Here is a 13,220-nt window from a genome sequence, read left to right on the forward strand (position 1 = left end):
GGCCCGCCTAAGCCGTCGGCCCGCCTAAGCCGCGCGGGCACGCCTGAGCCCAGCGAGCTCAGGCGGCAGCCGAGGCAGGTGCGGGCAGTCGGTGCAGGGCGTCGACCAGCGGCGCCAGTTCGGGCAGGCGCTCGGCGTCGGCCAGCGTGCCCGCGAGCACATCGTCATGCGTGGGCCGGGCCTGGTCCAGCAGTTTCGACCCCTGTGGGGTCAGTTCGGTGTAGATGCCCCGGCGGTCGTCCTGGCACAGCACCCGGGTCAGCAGGCCTCGTTCCTCCAGTCGGTTCACCAGCCGCGTCGTGGCGCTGCTCGACAGCGCGGCCGCCCGGGACAGCTGCTGCATCCGCATGTGCCAGCCGTCCTGGCGCGACAGCGCGTCCAGCACGGTGAACTCGACCACCGACAGGTTGTGCCGGGTCTGCAGCGCCCGTTCCAGGGCCGTGTCGATGAGCCCGTGCAGTGCGGCGAGCGTACGCCAGCCCTGTGCGCGGATCTCGACGGCGTCATCGGCGATGCCCATGCCTCCGATGGTACCAGTGAGCAGGAGCACGCTTGCGCCGATATACGGCGCGTGCAACTATCTGCTTCATGCGCAAGATGCCTCTCGGCCTGCTCGCTCTCGCCATCGGCGGGTTCGGCATCGGCCTGACCGAGTTCGTGATCATGGGACTGCTGCCGGAGGTGGCCGCCGACTTCCAGGTGACCGAGTCGGTCGCGGGCTGGCTCATCTCCGGGTACGCCCTGGCGGTGGCGGTCGGGGCGATCGGGCTCACCGCCGCGGTCACCCGGCTCGGCCGCAAACAGGTCTTGATCGGCCTGATGGTGCTGTTCATCGCGGGCAACCTCACCTCGGCGCTGGCCGGGACGTACGAGGTGATGATGGCGGGCCGGGTGCTGGCCGCGCTCAGCCACGGCGCGTTCTTCGGCATCGGCTCGGTCGTCGCGGCGAGCCTGGTCGAGCCGGCCCGCCGGGCGGGCGCGATCGCGATGATGTTCACCGGGCTGACCGCCGCGAACGTCCTCGGCGTCCCGTTCGGCACGTTCCTCGGCCAGCAGCTCGGCTGGCGCGCCACCTTCTGGGCGATCACCGTCATCGGCGTCGCCGCCCTGATCGGCGTGGCGACCCTCGTCCCCGCGCAAGCCTCGACCGGCCCGTCCGCCGGCCTGCGGCACGAGCTGCGCGCCTTCACCGAACCGCAGGTGTGGTTCTCGCTGCTGATGACGATCCTCGGCTTCGGCGGCATGTTCGGCGCCTTCACCTACATCGCGTACACGCTGACGGCGGTCAGCGGTTTCGCCGCCGGCACGGTGCCGTGGCTGCTGGTGCTGTTCGGCGCCGGGCTGTTCGTCGGTAACACGCTGGGCGGTCGCGGCGCCGACCGGTCGATTCCGCGTACGCTCGCCGTCGTCCTGACCGGACTGACCGCGGTGATGGCCGTCTTCGCGTTGACGGCGTCGAGCCAGGTGCCGACCGTCATCGCCCTGTTCCTGATGGGGGCGTTCGGCTTCGCGACCGCGCCCGGCCTGCAGATGCGGATCATGAAGTACGCCGGCCAGGCCCCGACGCTCGCGTCCGGCTCCAACATCGCCGCCTTCAACGTCGGCAACGCGCTCGGGGCGTGGCTGGGCGGCGTGACGATCACCGCCGGCCTCGGGTACGCCTCGACGCTGTGGGCCGGCGCGGCGATGAGCTTCTCGGCGCTGCTCGTACTGGCCGCCGCCACCGCGCTGACCCGCCGCCGTCCGTCCACCTTCGACATCACCCGGCCCGACCCGGCTCAGCCGGCCGAGTACGCCGAGCCGGTTCCTGCCGGATCAGGGTTCCGGGTCGAATCTTGACCTAAGATCCGACCCGGAACCCTGATCCAGCGCATCAGCAAGGGCGCTAGGACGGCGGCAGCAGGGATTGATCGGCGGCACTACGATCGGCGTCCACAGTCACCTTTCGGAGGCCGCCGTGGACATCCCCACCCTCTCGACCCGTGTCGTGGAGACGCTCGCCCAGGAGAGGACTCGGCTCCAGTCCCGGGTGTCGGCCAAGCGGAAGGCGATCGCCCTGGCGACGCTGCATCGCGTGGTGGCCGACCGGCTACGGCGGTCACCGGCCGGCGCGGAGGCGGTCGCCCGGTTCGAGACCGAGTGGACGGATCCCGACGTCCGGCGGGCGGTGGCCGAGGGGCTGGCCGCCGAGGCCGCCCGGGACCCCCAGTACACGGTGGAGCTGCTGAACCGCTGGAAGGCGGCCACCAGCTCGCCCGGGTTGGGCTGGATCGTCGCCCTCGTCGTGGTGGGCGCGCCGGCGTTGTGCTGCTGCGGTTTCGCCGTCCTGCAACCCGATCGGGCCGCCGACACCGTCAAGGAGACGATGAACGCCGTCATGGACATCGTCAGCGGCATCGGCGACTTCATCGGCGGCCTGCTGTAAGACGCAGTTGATCACCCATAGGATGCGGTGGTGGACGGGCGGGAGATCATCGCGCGGCGACTGCGCAACCAACGGCTGACCGGCGAGCCGCTGCCGGACCCGGTCGCGGTCGTCCGGTGGCTCGGCGCCGTCCAGGCTCAGGAGTACGCCGTCGCCAAGTGGTCGGTGGCGCAGCGGAGTTCCGGTGTGGACGAAGCCGCGATGCAGGACGCCGTGGACTCCGGCCGCATCGTTCGAGTGCACGCGCTGCGCCCGACGTGGCACTTCGTCGCGGCCGAGGACCTGGTGTGGCTGCAAGCGGTGACCGCGCCACGGGTGCATCAGCTGAACGCGTACTACTATCGCCGGCTCGGCGTGGACGAGGCGACCACTGAAAAGACCCGGCCGCTGCTGCGGGACATCCTCGGCGGCGGCAACCACCTCACCCGCCCGGAGCTGGGCCGGGCGCTGGCCGCCGCGGGGATCCCCGATCCCACGGGCAACCGGCTGGCGTACCTGGTGATGGACGCGGAACTCGAAAGCCTCGTCTGCAACGGCCCGATGCGCGGCCGACAGCACACGTACGCGCTCGTCAGCGAACGCGTACGGGAGACGGCCGGGCGGTCTCCCGACGACGGGCTGACCGAGCTGACCCGGCGGTACTTCACCAGCCACGGCCCGGCGACCGCCAAGGACTTCGCCTGGTGGTCGAGCCTTCCGACGGCGCAGATCCGGCGTGGCATCGCGCTGGCCGGGGACGCCCTCACGACCGTCTCCCGCAACGGAACCACCTTCTGGTACGCGCCGGCCGACCCGCCCGAGCCCGTCCCCTCCCCCGACGCCCACGTCTTGCAGGGCTACGACGAGTACATCGTGGGGTACACAGAGAGCCGGACGCTGGCCAACCTGGACGGCGTCGATCTCGGCGTCACCAGCTTGAACCTGCTGATCCATCCGCTGATCATCGACGGGCAGCTGATCGGCTCCTGGCGGCGGACGAGCACCGCGAAACAGATCACGGCGTCGCTGTCCCTGGCGGTACGCCTCACCGCCGCGCAGCGCGACGCGGTCGACGCCGCCTTCGACCGGTACGCCGCCTACGCGGGAGTGCCGGTCGTCGTCGAGTGAGCTATCGTTGCTGACGGCGTTCGCGGTCCAGCGACGCCCCGGACGAGAGCCCGCCGTACCCGGCCCAGCGAAGACGGCGCGCAGACGCCATGACTCTTCTTGATTTCATCGAAATCGCCGGATCCCTCATGATCCTGGCCGCCTTCGCCGCCGCCCAATTGGGTCGGCTGGACCTCCGCTCGCGGACCTACCTCATCCTCAACCTCGCCGGTTCCGCCGTGCTCGCCGTGATCGCCCTCGACCAGCGGTCCTGGGGGTTCCTCCTGCTGGAGGGCACCTGGGCCATCGTCTCCGGGCTGTCGTTGCTCCGCGGATCACCAGCGGCCGAGCACTAACGGCTGTCGCGCTTGGCCTGCCGCCGTGCGCCCATCGCCCGGCTCGACGCGTGCTGCTTGCGGAGCACCGGCTGATCGGGCGAGGGCCGGCTGCGCTGGCTCGACGTGCCTCGCTTGGCCGGCGGCCGCCGCGTCCCGGGCGCGGCCGTGGACCTCGGGGAACGCGCCGCCCGCGCCATCGCGAGCCGTTCGGCCCGCAGCACGTTCGCACTGGCCCGCGCGGCGGCGGCGAGCGCCCGGCTGACCCGGGCCAGCGCGTCCTCGAACACCTCGGCCGTCTCGCGACTCCGGGTGTTCTTGGCGTGCGCTTTGCCCCGGCCACCGACGGTGGCGACCTTCGACGCCGCCTCCCGCCGATACAGGCCGACGTGCTTGTCCCGGGCGCGCCGGATCCGGGTGTGCAGCTCGACCAGGCCGTCCTCGTCGAGCAGCGCGAGGTTGTCGCGATCGGTCTCGCGCAGCAGATCCTGTTGCGCGCGGGTCAGCGAGTTCACCAAAGCCTTGGCTGCCATGCCTCCCACGCTATGACACCGATGACGCCGTTCGGGCCGGATTGCCCAGGGCCGCCTCGACGTTCGCCGCCATCGTCGCCAGCGACCGCACGGTCTGGTGGTATTGCTCGGGCGTCAGGTCGCCCAGCAGCGCGGCCCGCGCCCGCTCCACTCGCGCTGCCAGCTCCGCGTGCAGCTCGCGGCCGGTCTCGCTCAGGCCGATCGCGTCGCCGTCGACCCGCGTCCAGCCGCGGTCCGCGAGGTCGGCGAGCACCGCCTGGGGGTCCTCGGCCGCGCCGGACCAGAACGGTGCGAGCGCCTCGGCCAATTCCCCACTTGTACGCGAGCCGCGGCTGAGCGTGTTGAGCAGCTGCCACTGCCGGCGGCTGACCGACAGCCCGGAGAGGGTGCGCTCGAACTGCTCCTCGATGAGATTGTGAAGATGCATGAGCCAGTAGCCGATCGGCTTGGGTGTGTCCACGAGTCCTCCAAATACATGTACTATGACAAGTAGTTGTCTTCGAGTATGCATCGGAGAGCGCATGGCTGACAAGGTCACCCCAGACAAGATCACCCCGGACGAGCAGGTGGCGGCGATCGAGGGGGCGATGGTGGCGCTCCGCCGGACGCAGCGGCGCCGGGCACTGGCCCGGTTGTCCGAGCGCGCCGGGGAACGCGACAGTCCGACCGGGCAACTGCCGGACTCCGTGTTCGAGCTGCTCGACGCGGTCGCGGCGGCAGCCGGCCGCGGCGAGACGCTCACCGTGAGCGAGGCGGCCACGCTCCTGGACGTCGACCAGCCCCGGGCGAGCCGGCTGACCGCCCTCGCGCTGGAGGCGGCGCTCCTGCGGCGGCGCGCCGATCAGCGCGACGGACGCCGTTCTCTGCTCGTGCTGACGGAGGACGGCGAAGCGGCCCTGCGCGGCATCCAGCAGTTCCGCCGGGGAGTCGTCGCCACGGCCACCCGGGACTGGCCGGCGGCGGATCGGGCGGCGCTGGCGCGGCTGCTCCCCCGGCTCGTGGCGGACTTCGCGGCGGTCGCCGACGCCGGGCGGGACGAGGAATGACCCGTGGCCGCGCGGCCACGGGTCATTATCGATCGAGGTCGGGTCCGGTCCAGGTCAGGCGCTGACGAACTTGAGCACCTCGTAGACGAGGAACGCGGGCCACACGAGGGCCTTGAGCACGCCGACCACGCCCTCCCAGAAGCCGTCGGACTGCTGGATGTAGTAGATCGCCGCGCCGATGAAGCCGAGGAAGTATCCGCCGCCCGTGCCGCAGCCCCCGCCGCCGCCGCGCCAGCGGCGTCCCTGCCGATCGCTGTCGCCCATGCCGGTTCCCCTTTCGCCTACGATCCGGATCTGGCTGAAGCGCTTGCACTGTCCAGTATCGATGGCGTACGCAACGGGCGGGTCACATTCAGCGTCGCCGCCGCGCCCGGGACTCGGCGACGAACCGGTTGACCGCGTCGCGGGTGTCCTGGATCGCCGGTTGCGAGGTCTCGAAGGTGCGCTGGGCGACGCCCACGAAGATGCAGTCGACCACCAGCAGCTGGCTGATCCGGCTGGCCAGCGCGGCCGGGCGGAACGCCGTCTCCCGGCCCGCGGAGACCAGGGTCAGCGCGGCCGCGGCGGCCAGAGTGGAGCGCGGGTTGTTCGTGATGGCCACCGTGTACGCCCCGGCCGCGGCCGCCCGCCGGATCGGTTCGAGGACGTCCGGGGTCTCGCCGGAGGTGGACACCCCGACCGCCACGTCCCCGGTACGCAGCAGCGCGGAACTGGTCAACGCGAGATGGGCGTCGGAGAACGCATGGCTGAGGATGCCTATGCGCAGCAATTTCTGCGCCATGTCCGCCGCGACCAGGCCGGACGCGGCCACACCGTAGACGTCGACCCGGCGGGCCCGCGCGATCGCGTCGACGACCGGGGCCAGTTGCTCGGGCGTGAGCTGCCGGCCGGTGTCGGCCAGCGCCTCGGTCTCCGCCCGGGTCACCTTCGTGATCACGTCGGACAACGGATCGTCCGGCCCGAGATCGCCGGGGACGAGCCGATCGCCGTCCTCAGTGGTGGCCGCCGCGGCCGCCAGCGCCAATCGCAGCGGCGGATATCCGGCGAAGCCCAGCGATCGCGCCGTACGCACGATCGTCGCTTCGCTGACCCCCGAGACGGCGCTCAACTCCGTTATCGTGTGCGCGGCGACCATGGCCGGGTCGTGCAGGATCAGCTCCGCGATCCGGCGGCCCGACGGCGTCAGCGACGGCAGCACCGCGCGTACCGCGGCGACCAGATTCTCCGGCCGAACCGGTGTCGTCGTCACCGCGCCACCTCCCGTAACCGTGACTTCGTAACTGGTTAATGACGATTTCCTTCACCCACATTGACGGGGGCGGAGGTTTCTGCCAGCGTAGCGGTCCAGCACCGTTCAGTCATCTCCGTACATCCAAGCGGCACATCCACGCAGTACATCCAAGCAGCACATCCGTCAGTGCATCCGGCAACCGCCACCTGTCCAGGGAGGATGGAATGCAGAGAAGGATCATCGCAGCGGCGGTGGCGGCAGCCACATTGTTGGCCGCCGCGGCCTGTGGCAGCAAGGAGGACTCCGGCAGCGGGAAGGACGCCAAGGGCGACCTGACCGTCTGGCTCCAGGTCGACGCGCAGACCCTGTGGCCGAAGGCCGTCGAGACCGCCACCGCCGAGTTCAACAAGGAATACCCGAACGTCAAGGTGACCGTGGCCTACCAGGCCTGGGCGGACCACCTCACCAAGTTCGACGCCGCGGCGCAGGGTGGCACCTCGCCCGACGTGATCGAGCTGGGCACCACCGAGATGGGCCTGTACATGGGCAACGGCGCGTTCGCCGACCTGACCGCCGACAAGGCCGAGTTCGCCAACTCCGGCACCTGGGTCAAGGCGCTCCAGGACTCCGCGACGTACCAGGACAAGCTGTACGGCGTGCCCTACTACGGCGGTCTCCGCGCGGTGATCTACCGCAAGGACATCCTGGCCGACGCGGGCATCACCACCCCGCCGACCACCTGGGCCGAGCTGCAGACGGCCGTGCAGAAGCTGTCGGACAAGCACAAGGCCGACCCGACCTTCTCGGCGTTCTTCCTGCCCGGCCAGCACCAGTACGGCGCGATGCCGTTCATCTACGACGCCGGCGGCCAGGTCGCCAAGCAGGGCGCGGACGGCAAGTGGGACGCCACCTTCTCCTCCCCCGAGTCGGTGGCCGGTCTGAAGACCTGGAAGGCGCTGATGGACGCCGGTTACCACGGTGACCGCACCATCAACGACCTCACCGCGTTCAGCACCATGGTCGCGGGCAAGGCCGCCATGTTCTACGACACGAGCGGCCAGATGAAGAAGGTCTTCGGCAAGGACGGCGACGCGAAGCTCAAGGACCAGATCGGTTCGTTCGTCATGCCGAGCGCGACCAAGGCGGGCAGCCCGATGCCGGCCTTCATGGGCGGCTCCGACCTGGCGATCCCGGCCAAGGGCAAGCACAAGGACTGGTCGAAGGCCTGGATCAAGGCGTACACCTCGCCGGCCAGCCAGCAGATGTTCGTCGACGGCGGCTTCATGTCCAACACGACGACCATCGTGACCAGCGACCCGCTGATGAAGGGGTACGTCGACACCCTCTCCACCACCTGGACGCTGCCCGCCGCCAAGAACTGGGCCCAGGTCGAGAAGAACAAGACGGTACTGAACATGTTCGTGGACATCGCGACGAACAAGGGCACCATCGAGGACATCACGGCCGCCGCGGACAAGGCGATCGAGACTACCCTCAACGCCAGCTGACTCAGCTGAGCCCGACGGTCCGGGTGGGCGGAGTGCCGCCGTCCACCCGGATCGCCGTACGCACCGCCGCCGCTCGCCAGGAGGAGCCGTGTCCACACTCGACGAACCGGCCGTCGCGCGGCCGCTTCCGGCGCCGAGACCGAGCGCGGCCCGCGCCCGCCGGTCCCGCCCACGCCTGCCGTACCTGCTCATCCTGCCCGCGCTGGCGGTCTCGCTGGCGGTGATCGGCTACCCGCTGATCCGGGTGATCGTGCTGTCGTTCCAGCAGTGGGGCGTCGCCCAGATCTTCAGCGACGCCGGGCCGCCGTTCGTCGGGCTGCGGAACTACTCGCGCATCCTCGGCGATCCGGTGTTCTGGACCGTCGTCGTCCGGACCCTCGTGCTGACCGCCGTCATGGTCGGCCTGTCGATGGGCGTCGGGGTCGGCCTGGCCCTGCTCATGGAACGCGTGCACGCCTGGGTCCGCGGGGTGATGACGTTCTCGCTGATCATGGCGTGGGCGGTGCCCACCTTCGTGTCGACCCAGATCTTCGCCTGGATGACCGAGCAGAACTTCGGCGTCCTCAACTACGTCCTCGGGCTGGGCCAGCACAACTGGTACACCGACGCCAAACAGGGCCTGGCGGTCGCCACGCTCATCGTCGTCTGGGGCGCGGTCCCGTTCATCACGGTCACGACCTACGCCGCGCTCACCCAGGTGCCCGCGGAACTGGTCGAGGCGGCCCGGCTCGACGGCGCGGGCGGCCGGCAGGTGTTCTTCGGCATCACCCTTCCCTCGATCAAGCCGGTGCTCGTCATCGTCACCGCGCTGTCGATCATCTGGGACTTCAGCGTGTTCAACCAGATCTACATCCTGCGCAACGGCGCGCCCTCGCCGGACTATCAGACGCTGGCGATCTACGCGTACATGCAGGCCTATCAGGGTCACGAGTACGGGTACGCCTCGGCGGTGGCCGTGGTGACGGTGCTGCTGCTGCTCGTGGTGAGCGTCTTCTACATCCGCCAGCTGATCAAGACGGGAGAAGCCGAATGAGACGAGCGGTCCGCATCGGGTACTCCGCGGCCGGCTTGCTGATCGCAGTCGTCTGGGCGTTCCCGATCTACTGGATGGTGTCCACGGCGTTCAAGTCCGGCAAGGACATGTACTCCGCGACCCCGCAGTTCGTGCCGTTGCACCCGACCGGGGACAACTTCGCGGACGTCTTCGGCGACAGCACGTTCTGGCAGGCCGCCGCCAACAGCCTGATCGCCACCGTGCTCACCGTCGTGCTGGCGATGGCGGTCGCCTTCGCCGCCGCCGTGGCGGTCGCCCGGTTCCGGTTCTTCGGGCGGCGTACCTTCCTCATGTCGATCCTCATCATGAAGATGGTCCCGTCGATCGCCCTGGTCATCCCGATCTTCCTGACCCTCACGGAGATCCAGGACGCCTCGCTCGGCGCGCTGCAGCTCACCGACGCCGTGCCCGGCCTCGTCATCGCGTACCTGGCGTTCGCGCTGCCGTTCGCGGTCTGGGCGCTGCGCGGCTTCGTGCTCGGGGTGCCGTCGGAGCTGGAGGAGGCCGCGATGATCGACGGCTGCTCCCAGGTGCAGGCGTTCCGGCGGGTCACCCTGCCGCTCATCGTGCCCGGCCTGGTCGCGACGTCGATCTTCACGATGATCCTGGCCTGGAACGAGTACCTGCTGACCTACTTCCTCATCAGCAGCCCGGAGAAGTACACGCTGCCGCTGTGGCTGAGCCACTTCGTCACCACCGAGGGCACCTCGTTCGGGCCGCTGATGGCGGGGGCGACGATCATCGCGCTGCCGGTCGCGGTCTTCTTCATGTTCGTCCAGCGCAACCTCGCCCGCGGCCTCACCGCGGGAGCCGTACGCGGATGAGGGTCCTCGGGCTCAGCTCGGGGACCTCGTACGACGGGATCGACGCGGCCCTGGTCGAGTTCGAGCCCGACGGTGCGGTGCTGCGCGCACGGCTGCTCCGCACCGGCACGTTCCCCTACTCCGACCGTACGCGCGACGCCATCCGCGCCGCGCTGCCGCCGAACCAGGTCGACCTGGGCGCGGTGTGCCGGCTGGACACCTGGATCGGCCAGGAGTTCGCCGAGGCCGCTGCGTCCTATCAGGACGCCGAGCCGGAGCTGGTCTGCTCCCACGGACAGACCCTGTTCCACTGGGTGGAGGGCGGCGCCGCGCTCGGCACGCTCCAACTCGGCCAGCCCGCCTGGATCGCCGAACGCACCGGGCTGCCCGTCGTGGCCGACGTCCGGGCGCGTGACGTCGCAGCCGGCGGGCAGGGCGCTCCGCTGGCCGCCATCCTCGACACCCTGCTCCTGGCGGACCGCCCGGCGGCGGGCGCGCTCAACATCGGCGGCATCGCCAATCTCAGCGTCCCGAGCCGGCAGCTGGCGTACGACACGGGTCCGGGCAACGCCCTGATCGACGCGGCCATGCTCCGGCTCACCGGGCGCGCCTACGACGAGGACGGCGAGCTGGCCCGCAGCGGCCGGATCCTGCCCGGACTGCTGGGCGACCTGCTCCAGGACCCGTACTACGCCCGGCAGCCGCCCAAGTCGACCGGCAAGGAGCTGTTCCACGCTGGTTACCTGCCCACCGCCGACGCCGGCCCGGCCGACCTGCTCGCCACGCTGACCGAGCTGACCGCCGTCACGATCGCCACCGAGGTCGCCGAACACGGGCTCGCCTCGCTCGTCGTCTCCGGCGGCGGCGTACGCAACGCCTATCTGATGGAACGCCTCACCGAGCTGGTGGGACCGACCGTGGTGACGACGTCGGATGCGCTGGGCGTACCCGTTGATGCGAAGGAAGCGCTGCTGTTCGCGCTGATCGGCTGGCTGACCGCCCACGGGCTCGCGGCCACCCTGCCGGCGTGCACCGGGGCGCGGACCGCGAGCGTCCTGGGGTCGGTCACCGGGCCGCTGCCGCCGCGGACCGCGACCACCCCGGTACGCCTAGTCGTCGAGCCGTAGGACGACGAACCGCAGGTCCCCCTCGACCTCCAGGCCGACCCGCTCGAAGCCGCACTTCTCGGCCATGTGCAGCGACCCGGCGTTGCCCTCGTCGGTCTCGATGTACAGGGGACGGGACTGGTCGACGTCGGCGAGGAACTGCCGCAGGGCCGTGGTGCCGACGCCCTTGCCCCAGAAGTCCCGCCCGAGCCAGTAGCCGACGCAACGGCGCTCACGGAACGGGAAGGACACGATATTGCCCGCCAGTACGCCGTCGGCGGTGATCGCGCGGAGCAGCCCTTCCGGGTTGGGCAGCACCTTGGTCCGCCAATGGGTCCGGAACTCCTCCCACTCGCGCCCGGGGATCTTGGAGAGCCGGACCGCCTCCGGATCACGCTGCCACTCGAAGAACACCGGCAGATCCGCCTCGGTCACGGCCCGCAGCCGCACGTCGATCATCCGGCGAGTCTGCCACGCGTTCGGTACGCTCGTCTCGATGGACAGCGCACCGGCGAACTCAGCACGCCACGTCGTCGTGATGGGCGTTTCCGGCTGCGGCAAGTCGACCGTCGCCCGGCGCATCGCCGAGCGCACCGGTTTCCTCTTCGCCGACGCCGACGACTACCACTCCGAGGAGAACGTCGACCGCATGCGGCGCGGCGTGCCCCTCAACGACGCCGACCGCGTGCCCTGGTTGAACCGCCTGGCCTGGTGGCTCGCGCATCAGGACCGCCTCGGCGTCTCGACCGTGCTCGCCTGCTCCGCGCTGCGCCGCAGCTACCGCGACATCCTCCGCAGCGGCGCCCCGACGCTCGACTTCGTCCACCTGGCCGGGCCGATGCAGGTCATCCAGCTGCGGCTGGCCCACCGCGCCGGCCACTACATGCCGTCGAGCCTGCTGGAGTCCCAGTACGCCGCCCTCGAACCCCTCCAGGACGACGAGAACGGGATCGTCCTCGACCTCGCGGAGACCCCTGACGAACTGACGACCGACGCGATCGAGCGGCTCAAACTGCCCACCATCGCGGGCTGACCTGCCGTCACTCGTCCGGGCGGGCCGACGACTCGGGCGTATCCGGGCGTTCTTCGCGGGGCTATCTCCCGCGCCGGTTTCACGCCATACTTTCCCAGGCCGTTCCGCGCCCAGGAAACTTCGGCCGTACCATGATCCAGTTGTCACCGATCCAGTTTTCGCCGTCCGACGAGAGGGGCACCGATGACCGAGAACCGGCTGAAGGGTCGCGTCAAGGGTCTGTTCGCGCCCCCGCCGGCCGCCGACGAGCTGCCGCCGATCCCGGCCGGCCCGGCCGCCGCGGTGCCCGGTGGTACGCCGGCCGGTGCGCCGAGCGCCATGCCCCCCGCGGCCGAGGTCGACCTGGCCGCCCACGACTCCGACGCCGAAAGGCAGGCCCTCCAGGTGCTCGTCCTCGCCCGCCGCACCGCCGACGAACACCTCGCCAACGCCCAGCGGGAGGCCGACCGCATCCGGGCCGAGGCGCACGCCCAGGCCGAGGACATCCTCGGCGAGGCCCGAGCGGGAGCCAACGTGCTGCACCGGGACGCCGAGAAGGCGCTCGGCGACGCCCGCGGCGAGGCCGAGCGCATCGGGCGCGACGCCCGTTCGCACGCCGACGCGCTCCAGCGGGAGTCCGACAAGACGCTGTCCGACGCCCGGCTGGCCGCCGAGGAGATGGTCAACAGCGCCCAGGCGCAGGCCGACGACCTCGTCCGCGACGGGCAGCAGCGCTACGAGGAGATCGTGGGCAGCCTCGAAGCCAAGAGCACGGCGCTGCAGCAGGAGATCGACGGCCTGAAGCAGTTCGAGCGCAACTACCGCGACCGCCTGGTCACCTTCATGCAGGGACAGCTGCGCGTCCTCGGCGTCGGGGCGGACGCGCTGCCACCGTCGTCGCAGGCAGCCGGTGCCAAGCAGCCCCGGGGCAAGCAGTCGCCGACCGGCGCGCACCCCGTCGTGCCCGCCCAGGCCACCCCAGCCCAGGCCACCCCGGCCCAGGTCGGACGGGCCGCCGAGCCGGTGCCGGTCGCCCCGCGTACGCCGGACGGCCTGCTCGGACTGAACGACCTGGACTAGG

General features: G+C 70.7%; 17 protein-coding genes and 1 riboswitch. Of the genes, 11 read left to right on the forward strand and 6 right to left on the reverse strand.

Annotated elements, in window-relative coordinates; translation table 11 throughout:
• Window positions 1–58 precede the first annotated feature (58 nt).
• Window positions 59–520, reverse strand: coding sequence for a MarR family transcriptional regulator (locus tag AB0M47_RS09510; protein WP_363411072.1), 462 nt, complete (start codon window positions 518–520; stop codon window positions 59–61).
• 68 nt (window positions 521–588) lie between these two features.
• Between AB0M47_RS09510 and AB0M47_RS09515 the strand changes: the two genes are divergently transcribed.
• The 4 genes from AB0M47_RS09515 (at window position 589) to AB0M47_RS09530 (ending at window position 3,867) form a co-directional block, all read left to right on the forward strand.
• Window positions 589–1,839, forward strand: a complete 1,251-nt coding sequence (locus tag AB0M47_RS09515) for an MFS transporter (protein ID WP_363411074.1) — start codon at window positions 589–591, stop codon at window positions 1,837–1,839.
• A gap of 118 nt (window positions 1,840–1,957) precedes the next feature.
• A complete protein-coding gene (locus AB0M47_RS09520; protein WP_363411077.1) occupies window positions 1,958–2,425 on the forward strand; it encodes a hypothetical protein in 468 nt (155 codons plus the stop codon).
• 30 nt (window positions 2,426–2,455) lie between these two features.
• Complete coding sequence (locus AB0M47_RS09525; RefSeq protein ID WP_363411080.1) at window positions 2,456–3,532, forward strand: winged helix DNA-binding domain-containing protein; 1,077 nt, start codon at window positions 2,456–2,458, stop codon at window positions 3,530–3,532.
• Window positions 3,533–3,547: 15 nt separating this feature from the next.
• Window positions 3,548–3,615, forward strand: a riboswitch (guanidine-III (ykkC-III) riboswitch).
• Between the two features lie 6 nt (window positions 3,616–3,621).
• Window positions 3,622–3,867 (forward strand): hypothetical protein, encoded by a 246-nt coding sequence (locus AB0M47_RS09530; protein WP_363411083.1) that lies wholly within the window; start codon window positions 3,622–3,624, stop codon window positions 3,865–3,867.
• On the opposite strand, the gene AB0M47_RS09535 is transcribed toward AB0M47_RS09530, so the two are convergent.
• Entirely contained in the window at window positions 3,864–4,379 is a 516-nt protein-coding gene (locus tag AB0M47_RS09535; protein WP_363411085.1) for a hypothetical protein, read from the reverse strand. The two genes, AB0M47_RS09530 and AB0M47_RS09535, sit on opposite strands and share 4 nt — an antisense overlap.
• Before the next feature lie 10 nt (window positions 4,380–4,389).
• Complete coding sequence (locus AB0M47_RS09540; protein WP_363411088.1) at window positions 4,390–4,839, reverse strand: MarR family winged helix-turn-helix transcriptional regulator; 450 nt, start codon at window positions 4,837–4,839, stop codon at window positions 4,390–4,392.
• A 61-nt stretch (window positions 4,840–4,900) separates the two neighbouring features.
• On the opposite strand from AB0M47_RS09540, the gene AB0M47_RS09545 reads away from it, so the two are divergent.
• Window positions 4,901–5,425 (forward strand): MarR family transcriptional regulator, encoded by a 525-nt coding sequence (locus tag AB0M47_RS09545; protein WP_363411091.1) that lies wholly within the window; start codon window positions 4,901–4,903, stop codon window positions 5,423–5,425.
• 54 nt (window positions 5,426–5,479) lie between these two features.
• Here AB0M47_RS09545 and AB0M47_RS09550 read toward each other — a convergent pair whose 3' ends face one another.
• A complete protein-coding gene (locus tag AB0M47_RS09550; protein WP_363411094.1) occupies window positions 5,480–5,689 on the reverse strand; it encodes a hypothetical protein in 210 nt (69 codons plus the stop codon).
• Window positions 5,690–5,777: 88 nt separating this feature from the next.
• Window positions 5,778–6,674, reverse strand: coding sequence for a MurR/RpiR family transcriptional regulator (locus tag AB0M47_RS09555; protein WP_253750288.1), 897 nt, complete (start codon window positions 6,672–6,674; stop codon window positions 5,778–5,780).
• A 206-nt stretch (window positions 6,675–6,880) separates the two neighbouring features.
• Here AB0M47_RS09555 and AB0M47_RS09560 point away from each other — a divergent pair, with 206 nt between their 5' ends.
• The 4 genes from AB0M47_RS09560 (at window position 6,881) to AB0M47_RS09575 (ending at window position 11,148) form a co-directional block, all read left to right on the forward strand.
• Window positions 6,881–8,164 (forward strand): extracellular solute-binding protein, encoded by a 1,284-nt coding sequence (locus AB0M47_RS09560; protein WP_363411097.1) that lies wholly within the window; start codon window positions 6,881–6,883, stop codon window positions 8,162–8,164.
• 88 nt (window positions 8,165–8,252) lie between these two features.
• Window positions 8,253–9,197: a sugar ABC transporter permease gene (locus AB0M47_RS09565; RefSeq protein ID WP_253750284.1), complete on the forward strand. Its 945-nt coding sequence runs from the start codon at window positions 8,253–8,255 to the stop codon at window positions 9,195–9,197.
• Window positions 9,194–10,042: a carbohydrate ABC transporter permease gene (locus AB0M47_RS09570; protein ID WP_363411100.1), complete on the forward strand. Its 849-nt coding sequence runs from the start codon at window positions 9,194–9,196 to the stop codon at window positions 10,040–10,042. The genes AB0M47_RS09565 and AB0M47_RS09570 overlap by 4 nt, the downstream gene beginning before the upstream one ends.
• Complete coding sequence (locus tag AB0M47_RS09575) at window positions 10,039–11,148, forward strand: anhydro-N-acetylmuramic acid kinase (protein ID WP_363411103.1); 1,110 nt, start codon at window positions 10,039–10,041, stop codon at window positions 11,146–11,148. Before AB0M47_RS09570 ends, AB0M47_RS09575 begins: the two co-directional genes overlap by 4 nt.
• On the opposite strand, the gene AB0M47_RS09580 is transcribed toward AB0M47_RS09575, so the two are convergent.
• Complete coding sequence (locus AB0M47_RS09580; RefSeq protein WP_363411106.1) at window positions 11,131–11,586, reverse strand: GNAT family N-acetyltransferase; 456 nt, start codon at window positions 11,584–11,586, stop codon at window positions 11,131–11,133. The genes AB0M47_RS09575 and AB0M47_RS09580 overlap by 18 nt on opposite strands.
• Before the next feature lie 37 nt (window positions 11,587–11,623).
• On the opposite strand from AB0M47_RS09580, the gene AB0M47_RS09585 reads away from it, so the two are divergent.
• Window positions 11,624–12,160 carry a gluconokinase gene (locus AB0M47_RS09585; protein WP_363411109.1) on the forward strand — a complete coding sequence of 179 codons (537 nt, stop codon included), beginning with the start codon at window positions 11,624–11,626 and terminating at the stop codon, window positions 12,158–12,160.
• 183 nt (window positions 12,161–12,343) lie between these two features.
• Entirely contained in the window at window positions 12,344–13,219 is an 876-nt protein-coding gene (locus AB0M47_RS09590) for a hypothetical protein (protein WP_363411112.1), read from the forward strand.
• Window position 13,220 lies beyond the last annotated feature (1 nt).

It is taken from the genome of Hamadaea sp. NPDC051192 (genome assembly GCF_040682475.1).
Lineage (GTDB): Bacteria > Actinomycetota > Actinomycetes > Mycobacteriales > Micromonosporaceae > Hamadaea > Hamadaea flava.

Excerpts from the sequence above, each read along its gene's own strand:
- AB0M47_RS09575 (WP_363411103.1), top strand. The coding sequence starts at position 10,039 with ATGAGGGTCCTCGGGCTCAGCTCGGGGACCTCGTACGACGGGATCGAC.
- AB0M47_RS09515 (WP_363411074.1), top strand. The coding sequence starts at position 589 with ATGCGCAAGATGCCTCTCGGCCTGCTCGCTCTCGCCATCGGCGGGTTC.
- AB0M47_RS09560 (WP_363411097.1), top strand. The coding sequence starts at position 6,881 with ATGCAGAGAAGGATCATCGCAGCGGCGGTGGCGGCAGCCACATTGTTG.
- AB0M47_RS09550 (WP_363411094.1), bottom strand. The coding sequence starts at position 5,689 with ATGGGCGACAGCGATCGGCAGGGACGCCGCTGGCGCGGCGGCGGCGGG.
- AB0M47_RS09590 (WP_363411112.1), top strand. The coding sequence starts at position 12,344 with ATGACCGAGAACCGGCTGAAGGGTCGCGTCAAGGGTCTGTTCGCGCCC.
- AB0M47_RS09580 (WP_363411106.1), bottom strand. The coding sequence starts at position 11,586 with ATGATCGACGTGCGGCTGCGGGCCGTGACCGAGGCGGATCTGCCGGTG.
- AB0M47_RS09570 (WP_363411100.1), top strand. The coding sequence starts at position 9,194 with ATGAGACGAGCGGTCCGCATCGGGTACTCCGCGGCCGGCTTGCTGATC.
- AB0M47_RS09530 (WP_363411083.1), top strand. The coding sequence starts at position 3,622 with ATGACTCTTCTTGATTTCATCGAAATCGCCGGATCCCTCATGATCCTG.
- AB0M47_RS09510 (WP_363411072.1), bottom strand. The coding sequence starts at position 520 with ATGGGCATCGCCGATGACGCCGTCGAGATCCGCGCACAGGGCTGGCGT.
- AB0M47_RS09545 (WP_363411091.1), top strand. The coding sequence starts at position 4,901 with ATGGCTGACAAGGTCACCCCAGACAAGATCACCCCGGACGAGCAGGTG.
- AB0M47_RS09585 (WP_363411109.1), top strand. The coding sequence starts at position 11,624 with ATGGACAGCGCACCGGCGAACTCAGCACGCCACGTCGTCGTGATGGGC.
- AB0M47_RS09535 (WP_363411085.1), bottom strand. The coding sequence starts at position 4,379 with ATGGCAGCCAAGGCTTTGGTGAACTCGCTGACCCGCGCGCAACAGGAT.